This window comes from Rhizobium sp. AP16, assembly GCF_000281735.1.
Taxonomy (GTDB): Bacteria; Pseudomonadota; Alphaproteobacteria; order Rhizobiales; family Rhizobiaceae; genus Rhizobium; species Rhizobium rhizogenes.
The window spans coordinates 13,789-32,645 of sequence record NZ_AJVM01000045.1; the positions used below are offsets into that span (position 1 = coordinate 13,789).

Annotated in this window: 13 protein-coding genes and 1 pseudogene; 2 read left to right on the forward strand and 12 right to left on the reverse strand. The window is 58.3% G+C overall.

The genetic code is table 11. The annotated features are described in order from the left end of the window. Nucleotides 1-23: 23 nt before the first annotated feature. The gene (locus tag PMI03_RS15225; protein WP_007694749.1) at nucleotides 24-1,010 is read right to left on the reverse strand and encodes a sugar ABC transporter substrate-binding protein; all 987 of its coding nucleotides are present in this window, start codon (nucleotides 1,008-1,010) and stop codon (nucleotides 24-26) included. A gap of 339 nt (nucleotides 1,011-1,349) precedes the next feature. Between PMI03_RS15225 and PMI03_RS15230 the strand changes: the two genes are divergently transcribed. Beyond that, nucleotides 1,350-2,360 carry a LacI family DNA-binding transcriptional regulator gene (locus tag PMI03_RS15230; RefSeq protein ID WP_007694751.1) on the forward strand — a complete coding sequence of 337 codons (1,011 nt, stop codon included), beginning with the start codon at nucleotides 1,350-1,352 and terminating at the stop codon, nucleotides 2,358-2,360. A gap of 34 nt (nucleotides 2,361-2,394) precedes the next feature. On the opposite strand, the gene PMI03_RS15235 is transcribed toward PMI03_RS15230, so the two are convergent. The 6 genes from PMI03_RS15235 to bcsN all read right to left on the reverse strand — a co-directional run bounded on the left by PMI03_RS15235 (nucleotide 2,395) and on the right by bcsN (nucleotide 13,201). Continuing rightward, nucleotides 2,395-4,131: a GGDEF domain-containing protein gene (locus PMI03_RS15235; protein WP_007694753.1), complete on the reverse strand. Its 1,737-nt coding sequence runs from the start codon at nucleotides 4,129-4,131 to the stop codon at nucleotides 2,395-2,397. 150 nt (nucleotides 4,132-4,281) lie between these two features. Further along, a complete protein-coding gene (locus PMI03_RS15240; protein WP_007694755.1) occupies nucleotides 4,282-6,531 on the reverse strand; it encodes a hypothetical protein in 2,250 nt (749 codons plus the stop codon). Between the two features lie 50 nt (nucleotides 6,532-6,581). Next, a complete protein-coding gene (locus tag PMI03_RS15245; RefSeq protein ID WP_039974105.1) occupies nucleotides 6,582-7,631 on the reverse strand; it encodes a glycosyl hydrolase family 8 in 1,050 nt (349 codons plus the stop codon). After that, nucleotides 7,628-9,961, reverse strand: a complete 2,334-nt coding sequence (locus tag PMI03_RS15250; protein ID WP_007694759.1) for a cellulose biosynthesis cyclic di-GMP-binding regulatory protein BcsB — start codon at nucleotides 9,959-9,961, stop codon at nucleotides 7,628-7,630. The genes PMI03_RS15245 and PMI03_RS15250 overlap by 4 nt, the downstream gene beginning before the upstream one ends. After that, nucleotides 9,958-12,150 (reverse strand): UDP-forming cellulose synthase catalytic subunit, encoded by a 2,193-nt coding sequence (bcsA, locus tag PMI03_RS15255; RefSeq protein ID WP_007694761.1) that lies wholly within the window; start codon nucleotides 12,148-12,150, stop codon nucleotides 9,958-9,960. The genes PMI03_RS15250 and bcsA overlap by 4 nt, the downstream gene beginning before the upstream one ends. Nucleotides 12,151-12,211: 61 nt before the next feature. After that, entirely contained in the window at nucleotides 12,212-13,201 is a 990-nt protein-coding gene (gene bcsN / locus PMI03_RS15260) for a cellulose biosynthesis protein BcsN (RefSeq protein WP_007694765.1), read from the reverse strand. A 234-nt stretch (nucleotides 13,202-13,435) separates the two neighbouring features. Between bcsN and PMI03_RS31025 the strand changes: the two are divergent. Next, a pseudogene (locus PMI03_RS31025) lies at nucleotides 13,436-13,558 on the forward strand (Fic/DOC family N-terminal domain-containing protein); the annotation flags it as partial. Between the two features lie 134 nt (nucleotides 13,559-13,692). Here the strand turns inward: PMI03_RS31025 and PMI03_RS30720 are convergent. The 5 genes from PMI03_RS30720 to PMI03_RS15285 all read right to left on the reverse strand — a co-directional run bounded on the left by PMI03_RS30720 (nucleotide 13,693) and on the right by PMI03_RS15285 (nucleotide 18,801). Continuing rightward, a complete protein-coding gene (locus tag PMI03_RS30720) occupies nucleotides 13,693-14,175 on the reverse strand; it encodes an ankyrin repeat domain-containing protein (RefSeq protein WP_052034278.1) in 483 nt (160 codons plus the stop codon). Nucleotides 14,176-14,199: 24 nt separating this feature from the next. Continuing rightward, nucleotides 14,200-14,373, reverse strand: coding sequence for a hypothetical protein (locus PMI03_RS31715; RefSeq protein ID WP_007694768.1), 174 nt, complete (start codon nucleotides 14,371-14,373; stop codon nucleotides 14,200-14,202). 300 nt (nucleotides 14,374-14,673) lie between these two features. Then, nucleotides 14,674-15,474: an inositol monophosphatase family protein gene (locus tag PMI03_RS15275; protein WP_007694770.1), complete on the reverse strand. Its 801-nt coding sequence runs from the start codon at nucleotides 15,472-15,474 to the stop codon at nucleotides 14,674-14,676. A 28-nt stretch (nucleotides 15,475-15,502) separates the two neighbouring features. Further along, a complete protein-coding gene (locus PMI03_RS15280; protein WP_007694773.1) occupies nucleotides 15,503-16,567 on the reverse strand; it encodes an ABC transporter ATP-binding protein in 1,065 nt (354 codons plus the stop codon). Next, nucleotides 16,564-18,801: an iron ABC transporter permease gene (locus tag PMI03_RS15285; RefSeq protein ID WP_007694774.1), complete on the reverse strand. Its 2,238-nt coding sequence runs from the start codon at nucleotides 18,799-18,801 to the stop codon at nucleotides 16,564-16,566. Before PMI03_RS15285 ends, PMI03_RS15280 begins: the two co-directional genes overlap by 4 nt. Between the last annotated feature and the right edge of the window lie 56 nt (nucleotides 18,802-18,857).

The window sequence follows — 18,857 nt, forward strand, 5'->3', positions numbered from 1 at the left end:
AGCCTTGCAGTCGGTAATCCCGACTACTTGAGGTCCTTGGCGGCGATGAGTGTGACGTCCGTCTTGACCCAGCCGGTGAATTTCTCACCAGCAAGTTCGCGAAGGCCGTACTTGATGCCCATGGCCGCCATTTCCGCGCCATACTGTTCGACGGTGGCAAGCATCTTGCCGTCCTTGATCAAAGGCTTGACGGACGGAATATTATCGAAGCCGACGACCTTGATCTTGCCGCTCTGGCCGGACGCATCGAGAGCCTTGACGACGCCGAGAGCCATGGAGTCGTTTGCAGCCATGACGCCCTGAATATCCTTATATTTGGTCAGGAAATTCGTCATGACGGTATTGGCTTCCTCCGTTTCCCAATGCGCGGTTTTGCTGTCGAGAAGCTCGAGCTTGCCGCTCTTGATGGAGTCCATGAAGCCTACCTTACGCTCCTTGGCGTTGTCGGCCTCAGGATTGCCTTCCAGGATCACGACCTTCGCACCCGGGCCTAGATCCTTGGCAAGAGCATCGCCCGCGAGCTTGGCGCCCTCGGTGTTGTCAGGTCCGAAGAAAGCAAGGTCGATACCAGCTGCCTTCTTGGCGTCTGCATCGAGCGGCACGTCGATATTGATGACCTTGACGCCTGCCTTAACCGCTTTTGCAAGCGGAGTGGCCATGGCCTTTGAATCAGCAGGCGCGACAACGATGATGTCGTATTTCTGCGTCACGAAGTTTTCGACGGCATCGACCTGCGAGGCGAAGTCACGCTCGTCCTTCATGCCGACGGCCTTGAAGTCGAACTTGTCCTTGTTCTCCGCCGCGTATTTGTCGGCGCCTGCCTTCATTTGCTTGAAGAACTCATTGGACAGGGACTTCATGATCAGACCGACTTTGGGCTTGCTGGCCGCAAAGGCGGGCGAAACGCCACAGGACAGCGCAAGCATCAACGTGCCCGCAAGCCCGATCTTCAGCGCCGCGCGTCGCGGCATATTGGTCAAGACAGAACTAGGCTCTTTGGAATTCGACATTTCTTATCCTCCCGATAAACGGCTCAACGCTCAGCTCCACCTGAGTTGTCGACGACAATGAACCGTTTCCACAGCTATTGGGTATCAATGGCCCCAAAAAATGTCAAGGCGCCGTTTAAATGCCTAATATTAATCAGATTTGCTGCTTTGCAGCATGATCGTTTCTGCTCGTAATGAACCGTTTCCATTGCAAATTTCATTGCTTTCACGCTATAAAACATCAGCGATCACATTTGAGTGCGCCCCTTTGACTAAGGCGATAGAGACCGTTAGCTGAAATCCGGATCAGTGCCTTTGGTTTGTCGTTGAAGGCGAAATGAGAGGACATCAATTTTTGCCATGCCAAAGGTCGGAATTCGGGACGTTGCCAAGCTCGCAGGTGTTTCCACCGGGACCGTCTCAAGGGTTTTGAATGATCATCCTTCGGTCACGAAGGAATCGAGGGAGCGGGTCCGAGGGATCATAAAGGAACTCGGCTATACACCCGACCCGTCCGCAAGAAGCATGCGCAGCAAGGTCAGCCGTCTGATCGGCATCGTCATTCCGGATTTGACCAATCCCTTCTTCGCGGAGCTCGTTCAATCCGCCGAACAGGCGGCAGCAAATCACGGCTACAATATCATCGTCATGACGTCCTTTGATCAGGCGACGAAGGAAGTGAACCGGATTGGGCAGCTGACGAGCCGAAAGGTGGATGGCATTATTCTCGTTCCCAGCAACGATTTTCATACGATAACGCCGCCAAAGGGAGTGCCGATCGTCGTTGTCGACCGCCTCATGCCGGGATATTCCGGGATCGCCGCCGACCACCGCAATGGTGCCAGGCTTGGCGTCGAATATCTTTTGAAACTCGGGCATCGACGCATTGGCTTCATCTCCGGTCCCAAGCAGTCGGTTCCCGCCAATGATCGCCTGAGGGGCTATCTGGATGCGATGGAGCATGTTGAGGGTAGCAGACAGAGCGCAGGATCGCCCCTGATTGCCGAGGCGGCTTTTGACTATGAGAGCGGTCGCTCCGCCGGGAACTATCTCCTGGCGCGTGCCCGCAATGAGCGTCCGACAGCCATATTTACGAGCTCGGATCAGCAAGCGATCGGCTGCATGAGGGCAGCTCATGATCTCGGCATCCCGATACCCGCGGCCCTTTCCATCGTGGGCTTTGACGGCATCCCGCTTTCAAGCATGACGACGCCGCGCCTGACAACGGTAAAGCAGCCGATTCAAAAGATCGCCGCGGCGGCGGTGGCGGCTTTGTTGGATAAGCAACCGGCACCCAGCGCTGATAGCCCGGTCCTGTTCGCTTGCGAGCTTTCGGAGGGCGAAACAACCTCCGCCCCTCAACCCGACTAGGTTCTGTCGCAAACTTTCCGTTTTGCCGCGCCGATCAGATAGTCGTTCCGGACAGCGTGCTGCAGGCGACCCTGTTGCGGCCATTTTCTTTGGCGCGATAAAGCGCGCGGTCGGCATTGTGCAGAAGCGTTGCAGGCTCGGTGACCGCCCCTTCAGTCAATGCCGCGGCGCCTACGCTGATGGTGGCGACCTGGTTCGGGCTAACCCTGTGTTCGATTGCAAGCTCGAGCACAGCCTGCCGAATCTGTTCGGCGATCGCCGCGGCTGCCGGCTCGTCCGTATCTGGCAGCAGTGCGGCAAATTCCTCTCCGCCATAACGTGCGGCAACATCGCCAGGCCTACTGACTATTTTTTGGATTGTCCCGCCAATTCTCTTTAGGCATTCGTCGCCGGCCGGATGGCCATAGCAATCATTGAAAGCCTTGAACCAATCGACGTCGATCATCAGCAGTCCGAGGCTCGTCTTGTCCTGGCAGGCCCGACCAGCTTCGCGCAAGAGCGCGTTATCGAAAAATCGTCGGTTGGCCAAGCCGGTCAATCCATCCTGTTCAGCAAGCGCTTGCAGACGCCGATTGGCGTCCTGCAACTCGTCCTCGATAGCCTTTCGCGCCGAAACGTCTCTCAGCGTTCCGATGATGCCCGTCGGTTTTCCTGTCTTCGGGTCCTTCAGCGTCTTTAGCTGTGCCTCGACCCAAATCCAGTGTCCGTCGCGGTGGCGAAAACGATTGATGACCGACCGGCGCTCCACGCTACCGTTCAGCAATGCTTGAAAAGCAAGAATTATTTGCGGGCGCTCGTCCGGATGGGCCAAGTTCATGGGCTTGTTCCCTATCAACTCCTCCGGCTCGTAACCCAAAATTTCGCGACAAGCTGGCGAAACATAACGGCGCACCAAATCGCGATCGAGTTGAAACACCATGTCGGAACCGTGATCCGCCAACAGACGATAGCGTGCCTCGCTCTCCTTGAGACGCTGCTCTGCTGCCACGCGGTCATCAATATCGCGAGCGACCGAATGAATAGCCACGACGTGTCCGTCGGCGTCGGTGAGCGCTCTGTTTCTCCAAGCCATCCAGCGGGTTTGGCCGTTTGGCAGAATGACCTGGTTTTCGTCTTCTACACTATGATCGACGCTGCATACGTACCGAAGATGTGCAGCTACTGCGGCGCGGCTGTCTTCCGGCACGAAATCGAAGAGACTTCTGCCGATCATTTCATCCGGCTGCAGCCCATAGTGACGCGCGTAGGCATGATTGACGAATCGCAGCACGCCTTCAGGGCTGGCAAGGGAGATCAGCTCTGATTGGTCTTCTACCAGGCCTCTATAGCGCGTCTCGCTGGCAGCCAATTGCCGTTCGACGGTCTTAAGCGCGGTCACATCCGTGACGACAGCCAGAGAGACACCGCCGATTTCAGGAGAGCTATCGTCCAGCACGGCTGACAACAGGACGTCGATGATCCGTCCGTTCTTGCACACCATCTGATATTCCGCATCATCGATGTGACCGGTTTCGAAGAAGGCCGGCAGGACTTCATTGATCGCGTGAGCGCGGGATTCGGGCGTCAGAAAATCCGAAGACGGCCTGCCAATCACTTCTTCGCGCGTATAGCCAAGTTTGGCGAGCCAGGCATCGCTGACCGATATCAGCCGGCCTTCCTTGTTGATCGAATGGAGCATGGCGGGGGTGACTTTGGTGCGATGTTCGAGTTCCGCCCATAGTCTGATGACATTGCTGTCGGTTTCTACGTGTTTTGGCGAGGCGTTGGTCACTCGGGAAACCTACCTTAAAGCACGTCATCGTACTTGCGATTCGTTATAATACGGTTGCCATATTCTGACATCGTGGCAAGTCCATGAATGCTGCCTTATCGAAATCTCGTCGCGGAGCTTTCTGCCGCCGTCGATCGCAGCTAGCCCCGATCATTCACTATGATTTGGATGGAGAGCAAGCCGTAAATCGGTAAGACCGCGATTCCCGTCCTTGCTGCCGGTCGCGGCCACGGCGGTGAATATGCGCTCGGCATCGTCGTACATCTTGAGATTGAGATAACAATAACCGCGAAGCACCATCAAATCCAACCGCTCCTGCTGGAGTTGCGCGCGTTGATCAAGATAGATCAGGGTCTCCTGATAGCGCTTGGCGGTGAATGCGGAAAGCGCGCGGTTGGCCAGGATCGCCACCTGCAGCTCGGCGGCGCGCTGATGGCTGAGAGGTGCCTTGGTTGCGGCAACGGCTGCATTGTTGGTGAGCCCGGCACGCAGATAGGCAAGACTTTGCCCGTAAGCGGCATCCTCCCGCATTTTGCCGACCGGAGCATTCATCGCCGTTTCGAAGGCTGCAATCGCTTCCATTGGCCGGTTGAGATCCATCAGGCACCAGCCGCGCGATAGAGCATCCCCCGGCGTGAGAAGCTGGGAATTGATCGTCGTGGAGCAGCCGCGAGGCTGGCGCGCGTTGCGCCGTACCGGCGGCGTTCGCCTTTCCGATTGACCATATTCAATTCGTGGAGAAGAGCCTCCGCCTGCGATCACGTCGGTCTCGAATTTTGCGGGCGGTGTGGCAAGGGCCGGTGGCGAGGCCGCGGCCGTTTGCGATGCCGTTTGGTTTGGCGAAGGCAGTGGTGCGGAGCCGACAGGAACTTGAGGCTTGACCTCGTTGAGCCTGGCAATGCGCTCGGATCGTCCCGCCCAAAGTCTTTGGACCTCCGCCACGCCTTGCCGGTCGTTCAGCTGATTGCGGGTAACGGCCAGCCCATAGGCCGACGGTTCGTCATCAGGCTTCCAGTTGAGTGCCGTCTCAAACCAGCGTAGCGCGGTTTGCGGCTGGTTCAGAGAGCGTGCAAACCAGCCGAACTGCTGTGCGGTCGGCACGTATTTCTGCGCGATGACTTCTGTGGCGATACGGCTAAGCACATTTTCGCCAAGAGCGGCCGGCGGCTGCAACGCCATCAGATTGGCTGTCGCCGCGAGGTAGGTCGCCGTCGCGTCCTTGGAGACACCGCGCCATTTATACATGACGTCTTCTGCCTCTTGGGGCTTGCCGTCGGCAATCAGGACCAGCGCAAAGCCTTGCGATGCTGTTGCCGAGTCTCCTTTGTCATGCGCGATCCGGAACCATTTTTCCGCGTCGCCATAGTTCTGGCGGCGTAGATAGTACCAGCCGAGAAGAACGGCGTCGGAAGCAAGGCCCTGGCTTTGGCCGACGCGTTCGACCTCCGTCAGATAATTCGGCGCGATGTCCAGCTTCGGATCGTCGTTGCCCTCGGCGAGAAACCGTCGCGCGAGGTCGGTGCGGATGCTGTCGAATTCACGCCCGTTATTGCCGTCCGGCTTCTCAAGCGCCAGGATATCCTGCATGGGTTGGTAGGGCAGCAGGGCTGCGGCCTTCTGCACCGTCGCAAGCCTCTCTTGAGGGGCGACACAATTCTTCAGAATATAGGCATAGGTGTCCTGGCCGCGGTTGGCCCGATCCGTTCGGATAAAGGCTTCCGCGACGCGCCATAGAATATCGATGTCGCTGCAGGTGAGCAGGCTTGGCGTGCTGGCGCCAATCTCGACGACGGTCGCGTATTGCTTGAGATCGGAGGCATTGATCAGGCGGGTGCGGGCTTCGGCGACATCCAGGCGCTCCAGCAGATCCGAAGGCGGCTGCCATCCGGATTCCGCTGCCTGCCTATCCGTGATCGCCTTGCGCAGCTCGGCATAGCGGCCTTCGGAATAAAGCTGCCACATGGCTTCAAGTTGCTTGTCGCTATTCTGCGGTATGGCCAGTGGATCGGTGGGCGGCACCCAGTTCGGATAAAGCGCCTGAAGTCGGGATATCTCGGCTTGAAGCCGCGCCTTGTCGCCACGACCGGCGAAATAGCGCAGCGCACTTTCGTCGACCTTCGGTGCCGCGGCGGGTTGCGGCGCGCCGGACTGGGGAGTGGCCTGGGCAACGGCAGCTGGCGTATCGGTGGTGGTTTGGATCGCTGTCGGAGCGTTGGGCAGGACTGCGGAAGGCGCGCTTGCCTGGATGCGATCGGCAATAGTTCCCATCTCGCCGGCTGATGCATCGAACGCCATATCGGCTTGCTTGATGCGTGAGGTTGGTCCCGACGGCATGTCGGAATGATGCACCGCTGATACTCGCAGCTTGTCCTCCATCGTCTCACGGTCTCTCACCGTCATGACAACTCCTGTTGCCGCGACTGCCAAGGAAACCGTAATCAGAGAGGATTTTATAAACACTCCGGATGCTTCTCCTCGATGAAAGCCAGGCCCAGCAATTGTAGGGTCGACGGGTAATAGAGGGACGGTGCGAATTGGCGAACCGACGCGGGTAATTTCGTCCCACTCGTCACACACGCCACAACATCGTTAACAATTCGATAACCGGGCTCCGTCAGCGGCTGCTTCGATCTGCCAGTCGCAAGGTCGATTATGGCTGGGGCATCGCCGTCGCCGGTTATGCCCGCTTGCAATCGTGTCAGCAGCGCTTTGTCCGTTATACCCGCGCGCACGAGATAAAGCGGGATGCGGATGGCATTGTAACCGAATTCTGCGTCAAAACCTTCCGCCGGGCTTGGCTTGGCATGCAGGCTCACCCAGTCCGCCGGCAGCTTTCGTGGTCCGAACTGCATTGACCGCAGTAGCGAGAGACCGTCGTCCTTCAGCTTTTGCCAATTGTCGGAAGGCGCCAGGACCGCCATGACGGGGAGTGCCTCATAAACCCAGTATGACGGGTTGATCACCGGGCCGTCGTCACGATCGGTGGCTCCAAAGCCTTCGGCGCCAGGAAGGAGGACAGTCCGGCCCCCGACCTGGACGACGGCATGGGAAAGCAGCGCCTGCGCCATATGCGATGCCTCGCTCAGATAATCCTTTTTGCTCCAGGCCGATCCCGCCAGCGCCAATGCATAGGCGATCAGTATGTCACCGTCGGACGCATTGTTGGTGTCAGCGACGTGAGGCGTCGTCGCAGGGTCCCATTTCCAAGCCGCAAGACCATCGTCGCGCAGGAGCAGCTCCGTTCGCGTGAAATACCAGATCTGTTCGAAGTCGGCCGGACTGTTTGAAAGGTAGGCGAGCAACAGGCCGTAGCCTTGCCCTTCGCTATGGCTGATGTTGCCGTTTCCATTGTCGACAATCCGGCCACTTGCGTCGAGGAATTTTGCTTTGTAGGCCTCCCAGGCCTGTGGATCGATTGCGGCATGTTGAGCCGCAAGCGGCTGGCTCATTGCCAAGAAAACAATGCTGCTTAAAGCGGCCATGATGCGCCAGTGCCTCATCCGCGCCTGCCGATCTTTGCGAGAATGCCCGCCGTCGTTATGCCGATCAGCAATGAGGACGCAATCAGCAGCAGCGCATAGGACAGGATATTGCTGGAAAGCCAGTTCGCGGCGATCAGACGATAGTTGGTAAACGACCAGGGTTGCGTCGTCACAAAATCGAAACGGCTTACGGGCACGGTATCGATCTTTCCGGTCTTGGCGGAATAAACGGTAACATGACCGGCAATCTGCGACCATTCGCCCAGCGAGGTGATGGCGTTGGCGCCTGCGCGCAGATCCTTTGCCGAGGGCGCCGCCACGATCGTCCATGTGGAGTTTGCCGTCGCGCCTTCCCCCTGGGCAATCATGAAGCTGTTGAGATTCGAAGGTGTGAAGATCTGCTCGGCCCCTGGAATGAACTGCAGCGAGCTCCAGGAGATGTCGAAATTGCGATGCATCCAGTCCTGGAACGACTGGAGCTGCAGCTGCAACAGGCCGCCTCCAATTCGCGAACGCCATTCGTCGACGGTGGCAGCACTCTCCTGCTGGGCCACTTGTCCGGGCAGGGGAGGACGCCAGGATGCCTGGCTCGCTGCCGCGATGTTCATTTGCGATAATGTCGTGACCGGTATTTGCGAGATGGGACCGATAAAGATCGCGTTGCGGTCCCCGGCGCTGCCCGGTGATGCGATAAGGTCGACCGCGATTGGATGTCCCGCGACGATTGCCATCTGGCCCAACAGCGTTGCCGTTGCGGACAGGGTATCGGTGTCGGTTCGGTCGATGAACAATGCGGTGGAGGTACTGCTGCGGCCATAGGGATAACCCGTGCCGGCGAAAGCCGCGAGATTCGGGCGCTGGGCGACCCTGGCGAAATCCGGAATCTGAAACGTACTTGTGTCGAACAGCGCGAAACGCGCTGTTTTGTCTGCCGTCGTGCCGGGCGTGCAGACGTCGTCGTCATTGGTCAGCAGCATGGCTTCCAATGTTACCGTGTTGAGGCCAGGCTTGAAGTGACGCATCGTCACGCGAATGGGCAGCTTCCGGAAAATACCGCCGCCAGGCGAGGTAATCGGCTTGGTCGTGGCAATGCTGCCGTTGACATAGACATCGATATGACTGCCGGGCCGCACATTCTTGGCATAGGCTGCATCGAGATAGATGGTCGCCTCTCCATAGGCATTGGCATAGAAGTCCGCCGGGATCGCCACATTGAAACTCGTATGGAAACGGCGACCTGAAAACTCCGTCGTCTCTATGCCCAATTGCGAGAATGAAAGGTTCGTGTCCGACAAGATCAACGGTGCATCCGGAGCGGACCATCGCTGGGTCACCAGCAAGTCGCGGCGGATACCTGGATCCCGGTCGGTCGGTGACACGACGATATCGATCGCAGCCGCGACCGACTGCCACGACGGCCCGCTGATGAGAAGGACTGTCGAACCGGTGCGTGGATCCCGCACGAAGGTTGCAAGGGCCGCATTTTGCGCGGCGGCGGGCGTTGGAAATAACGGTTGCAGTTCGGCGGGCGTACCGACGACGACAGTCATCTTTCCGGGGCCTGGTGGCGGCAATGAATCCGTGCTGAAGGAGAAGGTCTCATTCGGCATTCCGCTGAGTACCGAAAGACCTTGTGCCAGCCTGAGCAGGGGCTTTGTGGTGCCGGGCTGGGCCAACGCCGGTACCACAAGATTGAATTCCGTCTTGCCAGCGCCATCGACGCCGATGGCGCGGATGGCGTCCGTGCCCGACAGCTTTTGCGAATTCTCTTCGGTAAAACTCAAATAGGTCCTTGCGGGATCGATATCGGACCAGAGTTCATAGGTCGATTGAATATTGCAGTCGGTGCGATGACGCTGCGTCGCTTCGAACGACACCAGGTTGGCTCCCGGTTGCAACAGACCGCGTGGAACGTCGAAGCTGACCGTCGACGGATTGTCCGATGATCCGATTTGCTGCTGGCCGATCGGGCGGTTGTTGAGAAAGATCGTCAGTTGTGACGCCTCGGGCGCGACGACCACAGCATTTTGATAGGCGAAATTGAATTTAGCCGCCGCCGCCGCCTGTTCGGGGGTAAGATAGATCGACCATGACTTTCGATCATATTCGCCTTCCAGCCGAAATTTTGCGAAGGGTACGACATATCGCTGAAAACTGCTGTTGGCGGTTGTCGCGGCTGCCGTACTAGGCGCGGGTGTGTTTTGCGCCGGCGCCGGCAGGACTGCCTGCGGTACGGTCGGCGCCGATGTTTGCGGCCGCTCTCGCGACATGTCGAAAGGCAGGGTCTGCGCGGAAGCGAGCGTGGCGGCACCAATCGCCAAAATGACAGCTGAAAGGATCGCTTTCATCTGTTACCTGCCTTTGCCTTTTGTTGCTCTGCCTCGCGCTCCGGACGCATACTGCGGAAGAAATAAAGCAGGCCGCGGCTCGTCTGGTAGAGCGACAATCCCAGGAACCAGATCGTCCCGCGGATAATGCCGGGATTGCGGCGGCGGCCCTTCTGGAATTGCGTCCATTGATCGGAATTTGCAAATACCAGATCCGCGATCAAACGGTGATCTGATGCGCCTTTGGGCACATACTGGCACCCGATCGTCGTGATGTCGCCGGACGGATGGATATTGCGCACCACGACCGGCAACGTTTGCACCTCGCCACCGCCATAGGGGTGGAAGCGGAGTGTCGCCTCCGCACTGACAACCAACGCATCAAGCTCCTTGTTGAATACATTCAGCCGCGCACCATGGACTGAAACGTCCTCGATTGAGGCGGAATGCCACTTGCCGTTGACGCCAAGTTCGCTGCGACGGTCGACCCTGATGCGACGGGAGGAGGATCGTTCGCCACGTTCCGACACAACGCCCAATGCACAACCGGCCAGGATCAGGTTGATGAGGTTCCAGGCACCAACGACAAGCGTCACATCGGCCTTATAGGGCTCGGCATAGATGCGATATATCGTGATCGCAAGCGCGATGACCTGTACCGCAAAAATGACGAAGAAGGGACGGCTGATCTCGGAAAGGCGGCTGACCGCAATCGATTCATCCTTGGCGGTGACCTTGAAGGTGGGTTTTCTCGGATTGAAGATGACGGAGATGACGGCAGGCAGCAAATGCACCATCTGCACATATTCGTAGAGTTCCGAAATCCACGGCCAGCGGAAGGATCCGTAGAGATAGTTCTGCATCATCAGGTTCACGAGCATGTAGGCAAGTGTGTAGGCGAGGAATTCGCTGCCCGACGCGGTAAAGATCTCCAGATCGAAGAACAGGTAGCAGAGAGGGGCAAACAGAAAGATGGCGCGTGGAAAGGGGAAAAGCCAGAACAGCGTCGAGGACATATAGCAAAGACGCTGTGGCAGGGTGAGGCCTCGCTTCAGCAGCGGGAAGCGAAAACGCAGGATTTGCATCATGCCTTGCGCCCAGCGACTGCGCTGGCCGATGAAGCTTGCGAAAGTGGCGGGTTGCAAACCGGCAATGAGCGGCTTGTCGACATAGATGCTGTTCCAGCCGGCGCCATGCAGCGCAAGCGCGGTCTCGCAATCCTCGGTGATGCTGATGCCGCTGAAGCCGCTTTGGGACTCAAGCGCCTTGCGGCTCAACACCGCCGCTGAACCGCAAAAGAAGGCCGCATTCCATTTGTCCAGGCCGCGCTGAATGATGCCGTAAAACATCTCATTCTCGCTCGGCATGTTGTCGAAGGTTCGCAGATTGCGTTCAAGCGGGTCCGGATTGATGAAGAAATGCGGCGTCTGGACGAGAAAGAGCTTCGGGTCGTCTTCAAAATAACCGACGGTTTCGAGCAGAAAATCGCGAGCCGGCGCGTGGTCCGCGTCGAAGACGGCAATCAGGTCGCCGTTCGAATGCTGAAGGCCGTTGTTGAGGTTTCCGGCCTTGGCGTGTTCGTTGCGTTCACGCGTCAGATATTTGACATCGAGCTCCTGGCAAAGCTGTTGGAGCTCGTTATGACGCGCAATTGCCGCCTGCGATTCCAGGACCTTGGTGGAGTTGCGTTTCTGCAGTGTGCCGCCATCGTCGAGCAACCAGACTGTGAGCTTGTCGGCCGGATAGTCCATCGCCTTGGCGGACGCCAATGTATTGGCCAGAAGGTTGATGTCTTCATTATAGGACGGGACGAAAACGTCGACGGAAGGAAACTGCTGTACCCTTGCTGCGCGGGCGGGGCGTGAAGGTAGGGGCGTTGCAACGATGAACAAGCTGAGCATCAGCATCGCCACGTTGTACATTTCCGCAAGATAAAGCAGCAGGCCGGGGATGAAGTTTTCGGGCTGGTTGACCGGCGGCAGGGTGCTGGTCGTGCGCCAATAGACATAGCGGAGCACGATCGAAGTGCCTAAGGCGAGCGCAACCAGCCGCCAGGTGCCCTGGCGCTTCAGGACTTTGATCACGGCCATGAAGGTGACGGCAAAGACGCTGGCAATCAGTTGGGTTTGCAGGTTGACCGGCAATGTGATCAGCACGATGCCGCATAGGGAAACGGCAGCCCATATCAAGATGCTTCGTGCTGTCTGCATCGGTGTTCCTTCAAAAGGTATTCGCCAAGCGCCATCCTGGCGCTCCAAATGATTAAAAAATCTATTTCATACAGGCAGCGTTGGCCACTGCACCAATACAATCCGGTGAGGGTACGATCGTGCTATAGGTTTGTGTCGCTGCTGGCTGCGCTTGTCCTGTTGTCGTTGTCGGCATTGGGACCGCGTTCGCCTGGCCCTGGTCGTATTGTTCCCCCGGGAATGGCACTCGTGGCCCAATTGCCTGCGGAAGGGTCGCGGCTGGTAAGGCTTGCGGTGAGGCGACGACCTGGCGGCGCACGACCACGGTACGCACAGCAGGAGGGGCGGCTTCATAACCGATCGGCGTCGCGTTGCTGCGATAGCCGCTTGTGTCCGGATAGACGGGATCTCCGGGGCGAACAAGCACCGCGTCGGCTCCGCGCACCGTTCCGTATGGATTGAGTGCTTCGTTCACAAATCCCCCGGCAATTGTATAGCCATAGACTGTACTCAGAAGCTGACGCTCGTTTGCGTGGGCGTCGCATAGTCGGACCCGAACCTGAACCATGCTGAAGTTTTGCAATTGTGCCTGCGTGGAGTGACCGGCCCGAATTTGCTGCCAGGCGTAGAGGCAGGTATCGCCAGCGCGGCTTTGACCGGAAGCATAACCGAACGGACCATAGGTATTCTGCACAAAGGTCGCCGAGCGGGCGAGCCTGACGCCCGGTGTCGCCGCCGCCAGTTCGCGCGCTATCGCATTTTCGCTGACAGCTTTGTAAGGCGTGCTGCCCAGCCCAGGGCTGCCTCCGGATACACCAAGGAACTGTATTTTCAGAAAATTCTGGCCGACCACCGACGAGGACGTGGCAAGTGAAATCGTCTGCTCCACATCGTCCTTGTGCTTCCGCTCGATCACATTGACGATGGCGGGACCGCCTGGCGGCAGAAATGCCAGCGCTTTTTCGTTAGCAACCGTTTCCGGACCCGTCGATTGCCGTACGCCGCCCGTCGTTGTGCAACTGGTCGCCAGACCGGCCAACGTCAGCAGCGCTATTATTTTGAATAGGTGCATCTTTGTAATCGCGGTCGTCGTCTATCGTCATATTGGCGGGAAAGTTACCCGATGGATTTGAACAGGGCCTTCATCAGAATTGAGATAAGCGCTATTATGGTTAACCATTGGTTAATGGATCGGAAATCCCAGAAATCTAGGCATAAGAGGGGGACTCCGTTGTAGGGAATGACAGTGGATGCGGGACGGAGTTGCTGTTTAATTTCGCATGCTTTTCGCCCAAACAGGATCACGATGCTGCTCCCTCCCCAGAAGCTTTTTCTTTACATGCATGTCAGCAAGGAAGCTGTTCTATCGTCGCCGATCGAAGGAACACAATCGGCGTTCTCTGAGCTCCTTCGTTTTGAGACGAAAGCGCAGACAGCATCCGCAACCGCATAGAAAACTAGGCATGGAAGTCCGCTATGCAAGAGCAGCGGGCGATTTCGTGGATGATTCGTAGGGGGCGTTGCCTCGGGCTAGCCTCGCTTTCGAGTCAGAGTTTACGGTATTTATATACCGTCATATGTTTTGCCGGTAATCTCTTTGTAGACATCCAGCAATATCCGACCTTGGCTGTTCTTTACGCTTTTATCAGCGCCGTGGGCGATCAGTATTTTCGCCATCTCAATCGTTGCGCCTTGATCTTTACTGGCGAGGGCAAAGGCAAATGGGGTTGCGCCCTCGGCGTCTTTGGCATTCGTATCGGAACCAGCTTCTATCAGTCTCTGCAGGATTTCCACGAAACCATACAGTGCAGCGGCATGAAGTGCCGTCAAACCTTTTGGACCACGGCTATCCACGTCTGCCTGCTGACCAATCAGGAAGTTTATCATATCAAGATCGCGTGTAACCGCCGCGCGTAGGATGATTGGACTTCCGTCTCTCCTATCTGCGGAGTTTGGGCTGGAACCTGCGAGAATAAGCTTCTTCATCGTGTCAAAATCTTCGACGACGAAAGCGTCCTGCATTTCATCACCGATGTCGTTGCTCATGCGGACGCTTTCTCTGATAATGCGTTAGATGCCATCCGCCAGTTGCTGGAACAGGCCCGCAACGACCTGCGGATTGATGATCTTGCGTTCGTCGATCGTATATTCCTTGCGCAGTGTCCGGATCTTCAGCTTGCGATAATCATCGCCATTGTCGGTACCGTCGATGAAATGAAAATCCGCAATGGTCGTCAGCGGCAAGGATCGGCGTCCGATGTGGATTGATGTCCTGTCCAGCGCCAGCTTTCGGCCAAATGTGACGCGCTTGCTGGAGAAACGTAAGACGCCATTTTCATAACCTGTCAGCAGAGACCATCGGTCAGTTATCTTTGGTTGTAGGCGTTTTTTCATGCGGTCGAGCAACTTGTCAATCGACGTGAATTTTCCTCCATGATTCTACTGCTGAAGGAACGCCCGCCTGCCTTTGCGTTTGCAGTTGGCATTGAGCAGCCGGAACGTCTGAGAAAGCCGCTCCTTAAAACCACCGCGGAATGATAGTTTTCATAGACCGGCAATCCGGCGCAGATCATCGATCGCGCCGGGTGCTGCGGCCAGGACGACCGACCCCTTGGTCAATCTTTCGCCTTCGGTCGGGAAGGGGTGATACCAGCCGCCGGCCTCCTTGACGAGGCAGTATCCGGCCATGCAATCCCAGGCGTGCATATAGGGCTCGTAGTAGCCGACGAGACGGCCGGCGGCGACATAGGCCAGCATCAGGGCGCCGGAACCGTTGCGGATGAAATTGCCGCCCGCTTCCAGCAAGTTTTCGACCATTTTACCTACAAAAGCCGGGGTGACGTAGTTGTTGGCGCCAATGCCTGTTACAGCGTTGCGAATGTTGCGAGCGGCGTCCAGCGTGAGCGTCTTGCCGTTCAGGGTCGCGCCCATGCCAAGTGCGGCGGCATAGAGTTCATTGTGGCACGGCGCGGAGATGACGCCGATGACGGGGACACCGTCATGCAGCAATGCGATGGAAACGCACCAGTTCGGCATGCCATTGACGAAGGGACTTGTCCCATCGATGGGATCGATAACCCAGGTAAAGCCGGACGTACCGGTCTCCAACCCATATTCCTCGCCCAGGATGCCGTCATTCGGATAGGTCTCGTGAAACCGGTTGCGAATGAGGTTTTCGACATCCCGGTCGGCGATCGACACCACATCCTGCAGGTCACGCTTGGTTTCGATGATCAGCGTTTCGCGGCGGTTGAAATAATCGATCGCCAGCGCTCCCGCTTCACGTCCAACCTCTTTTGCCCGCGCAAGACGCGCTTCCAGGCCGGCGACAACATGCTCTGTCATGCAAGTTCCTCTTTAGAAATGGCAGCTTTCAACCGCCGATGATGGCGATCCCGCGATCCTTGAAGCGGATTGCAACGTCGGTCGAAGGCTCAAACGGTGTCTCCACCGCGGGATCGACGACGAAGAGCGTGCCGCTGTTGATTTTGACTTCATATTCCACATGGTCGCCGAGATAGGCGGCATGGGTGATCCGGCCGTTAAACGAGCTTTCCGGCGCGTAGGGAGCCAAGGTTACGGCATTGGGGCGGATCGCCAGTTGCGCCGGCCCCATGCGCAGATTGCGGCCGGGCACGCGATGCTCCAGGCCCTCAATATTGATGGTGGCTCGGCCGTCTTCTATGCCGATGATGTCGCAGGGCACGACATTGGCCTCACCCATGAAGTCCGCGATGAAGGCGGATGCCGGCGTGTCATACAGTTCCCGCGGCGTACCTTGCTGGGCAATCTTGCCTTCCTTCATGATGATGATGCGATCGGAAACGGCGAGAGCTTCGTCCTGATCATGGGTAACGTAGACCGCGGTGAAGCCGAGGCGTTGCTGCAACTCGCGGATCTCAGTGCGGACGCGCCGGCGCAGGCGGGCGTCAAGGTTGGAGAGCGGCTCGTCGAGAAGCAGCACCTGCGGTTCCAGCACAAGCGCGCGGGCGACCGCGACGCGCTGCTGTTGGCCGCCGGATAGCTCGGCGGGAAGGCGCTGCCCCATTCCGGACAGGCCCACGAGCTTGAGCCCGTCTTCGGCCCGCTCGCGGGCCTCCTTGCGTCTGATCCCTGAGGATTCCAGCCCGTAGGCGACATTGTCCAACGCCGTCATATGCGGAAAGAGCGCGTAGGACTGAAAGACCATCGACACATCGCGCTCGTTGGCCGGCAACATGGTGACGTCCTTGCCGCCGATCAGGATGCGGCCGGCGGAGGGATGTTCGAGGCCTGCAAGCATGCGCAGCGTCGTCGTCTTGCCGCAACCCGAAGGACCGAGCAGCGTCACGAGAGTACCCGGCTCGATGGTCAGGGACAGGTCCGGTATGGCGGTGAATGCCCCGAAAGTCTTGGCGACGCTCTCAAAGACGACGGAACCGGAGGAGTTCATGTTCATGCGGTTTTCTCCTGACGGATAGGTGCGGACGATACGGCGGTCGCCGTGGTCGCGACGCGGTTCTCGCGCCGCAGACGCCGTTCGCCGACCAGAAGCTGGAAGCTTGCGATAATGACGATCATCACGACGATGAGCGCGGAGGAGTAGGCGATGGCAACGCCGTATTCGCCGTTTTCGACAAGGCCCACGATATAGGCGGTCGACATGTTGTATTGCGCGCTGACCAGGAAGATGACCGCGCTGATCGAGGTAATTGCCCGCACGAATGAATAGACCAGCGCAGCGGTGATCGCCGGTCGCAACAGCGGCAGGATCACTTTCCGGATCGTCCGGAAGCTGTCCGCGCCGAGCGTCAGCGATGCTTCATCCAGGCTTTTGTCGAGCTGGCTCATGGCCGCGACGCCACCGCGCACGCCGACGGGCATGTTCCGGAACACGAAGCAGGCAACTAGGATCAGCGCCGTTCCCGTCATCTCCAGCGGCGGCAGGTTGAAGGCCATGATGTAGCTGATGCCGATGACGGTGCCGGGGATGGCAAAGCTCATCATCAGCGCGAATTCGAAAAGATTGCGGCCGACGAATTTCTGGCGGACGATCAGATAGGCGGTGAGCAGGCCAACGGCGGCCGTCAGCGGCGCGGAGATCAAGGCGATTTCCATCGTCGTCCAGAAGGAATTCCAAGCAACGCCCGTCCAGGCAATGCCGCCGTCATCGCGCCAGCCGATCGAGAACGCCTTGACGTAGTGCTGGATCGTCAAGCTGTTATCCAGACCCCAGGTCCGCACGAACCCGCCAAAAAGGATCATCGTATAGACGATGACGGTGAAGAGCATCCAGGGGATGACGATCGCATGGACCGCGATGGAGAGACCGCGAGGCAGGGCGATATGGGCACCGGAATCGCCCTTGCCGGTGACTGTTGCGAAGCTCTTGCCCGCCAGCCAGAAGCGTTGGGCGATGAAGGCCGACATGGTGAAGAACAGCAGGATCATGGCCAGGACGGCTGCCCGCGACGGATCGTTCTGCGAGCCGACGACAGCGAAGAATATCTCCGTCGACAGCACGCCATGGCTGCCGCCGAGAACCATGGGATTGCCGAAGTCGGCCATGCTTTCGATGAAGGCGATCAGGAAGGCGTTTGCGAGGCCGGGCTTCATCAACGGCAGGGAGACGCGCCAGAACGTGCGCCAGCGATCGGCCCTGAGCGTTTGCGATGCCTCCTCCATGGACGGGCTGACACCTTCGACGACGCCGATCAAGACAAGGAAGGAGATCGGAGTGAAGGACAGGACCTGGGCGATCCAGATGCCGGTCAGGCCGTAGAGCCAACGGCCAGGCTCCGTTCCAAAGACAGAGGCGAGGGTTTGCGTGACGACACCGGCACGCCCGAAAAGCAGGGTAAGGGCAAGGCCGACAACGAAGGGCGGCGTGATGATGGGAAGGATCGTCAGGAGCCGAAGCCCCTTCTTGAACGGAAAACGGGTCCGCGTCGCGACCAGCGCAAAGCAAAGACCCAGCAGGGTCGCGCCGCTGGCCGTCATGATCGCGAGCCAGAGCGTACGCCAGGCGACGCCGCAGCGGTCGCCGCCGACGAGACAACTTAAGCTCCAGACCGAGGGATCCTGGATGTTGGTAATGAAGCCATCCGGGTTGAACGATCCATCGAAAGCCTGGAAGGCGCCGACGAACATGCTGCCGACCGGGTAGAAAACGAAGATCGCGACCAGGATGATCAGCATGGCAATCGCGCTGACGACGAAGGCATCGCCCTTCATGACGCCGCGTTCGGCAAGGCCAAAAGAGAACAGCAGGACGAAGACGATGCCGGTGAGGACAGCGCCCGCGCCCATCGGCGGCTGCCCATCCGCAAGGGCGCCGAACAGCGTTTCACTGATCGTCCAGCTCCAGCCGGAGGTGACGATTGCAAGGCCCTGCAGCGTCAGAAAGAAAATACCGAGGCCCCCCGCCCAGGCAAGCAGCGCACCGCGGTGCATCGGATTGGACAGGAAGCGCGCGACGCCGCCAAGCAGAAGCAGCACAACGGCTGCCGCGAGCCACCACCGACCGTGCTGGACGATTTCCAATAGTCCGGGTGCTGTGGAGGGGTCGCCCGGAAAACTGGAAAGCCAGCCAAAGCCGAAGAAGCCGCCTTCTATCCGATACCATGGGAGTAGTATCAGGGCGGCTATACCGAGGAGAAGCACGATATCCAGCCGGCGATTGCTTTTGGTCATGGTTGGATCCCGCGTCCCGTTCTCTGTCCGTTGGAATTGACGCCGGCCGGAGGAGT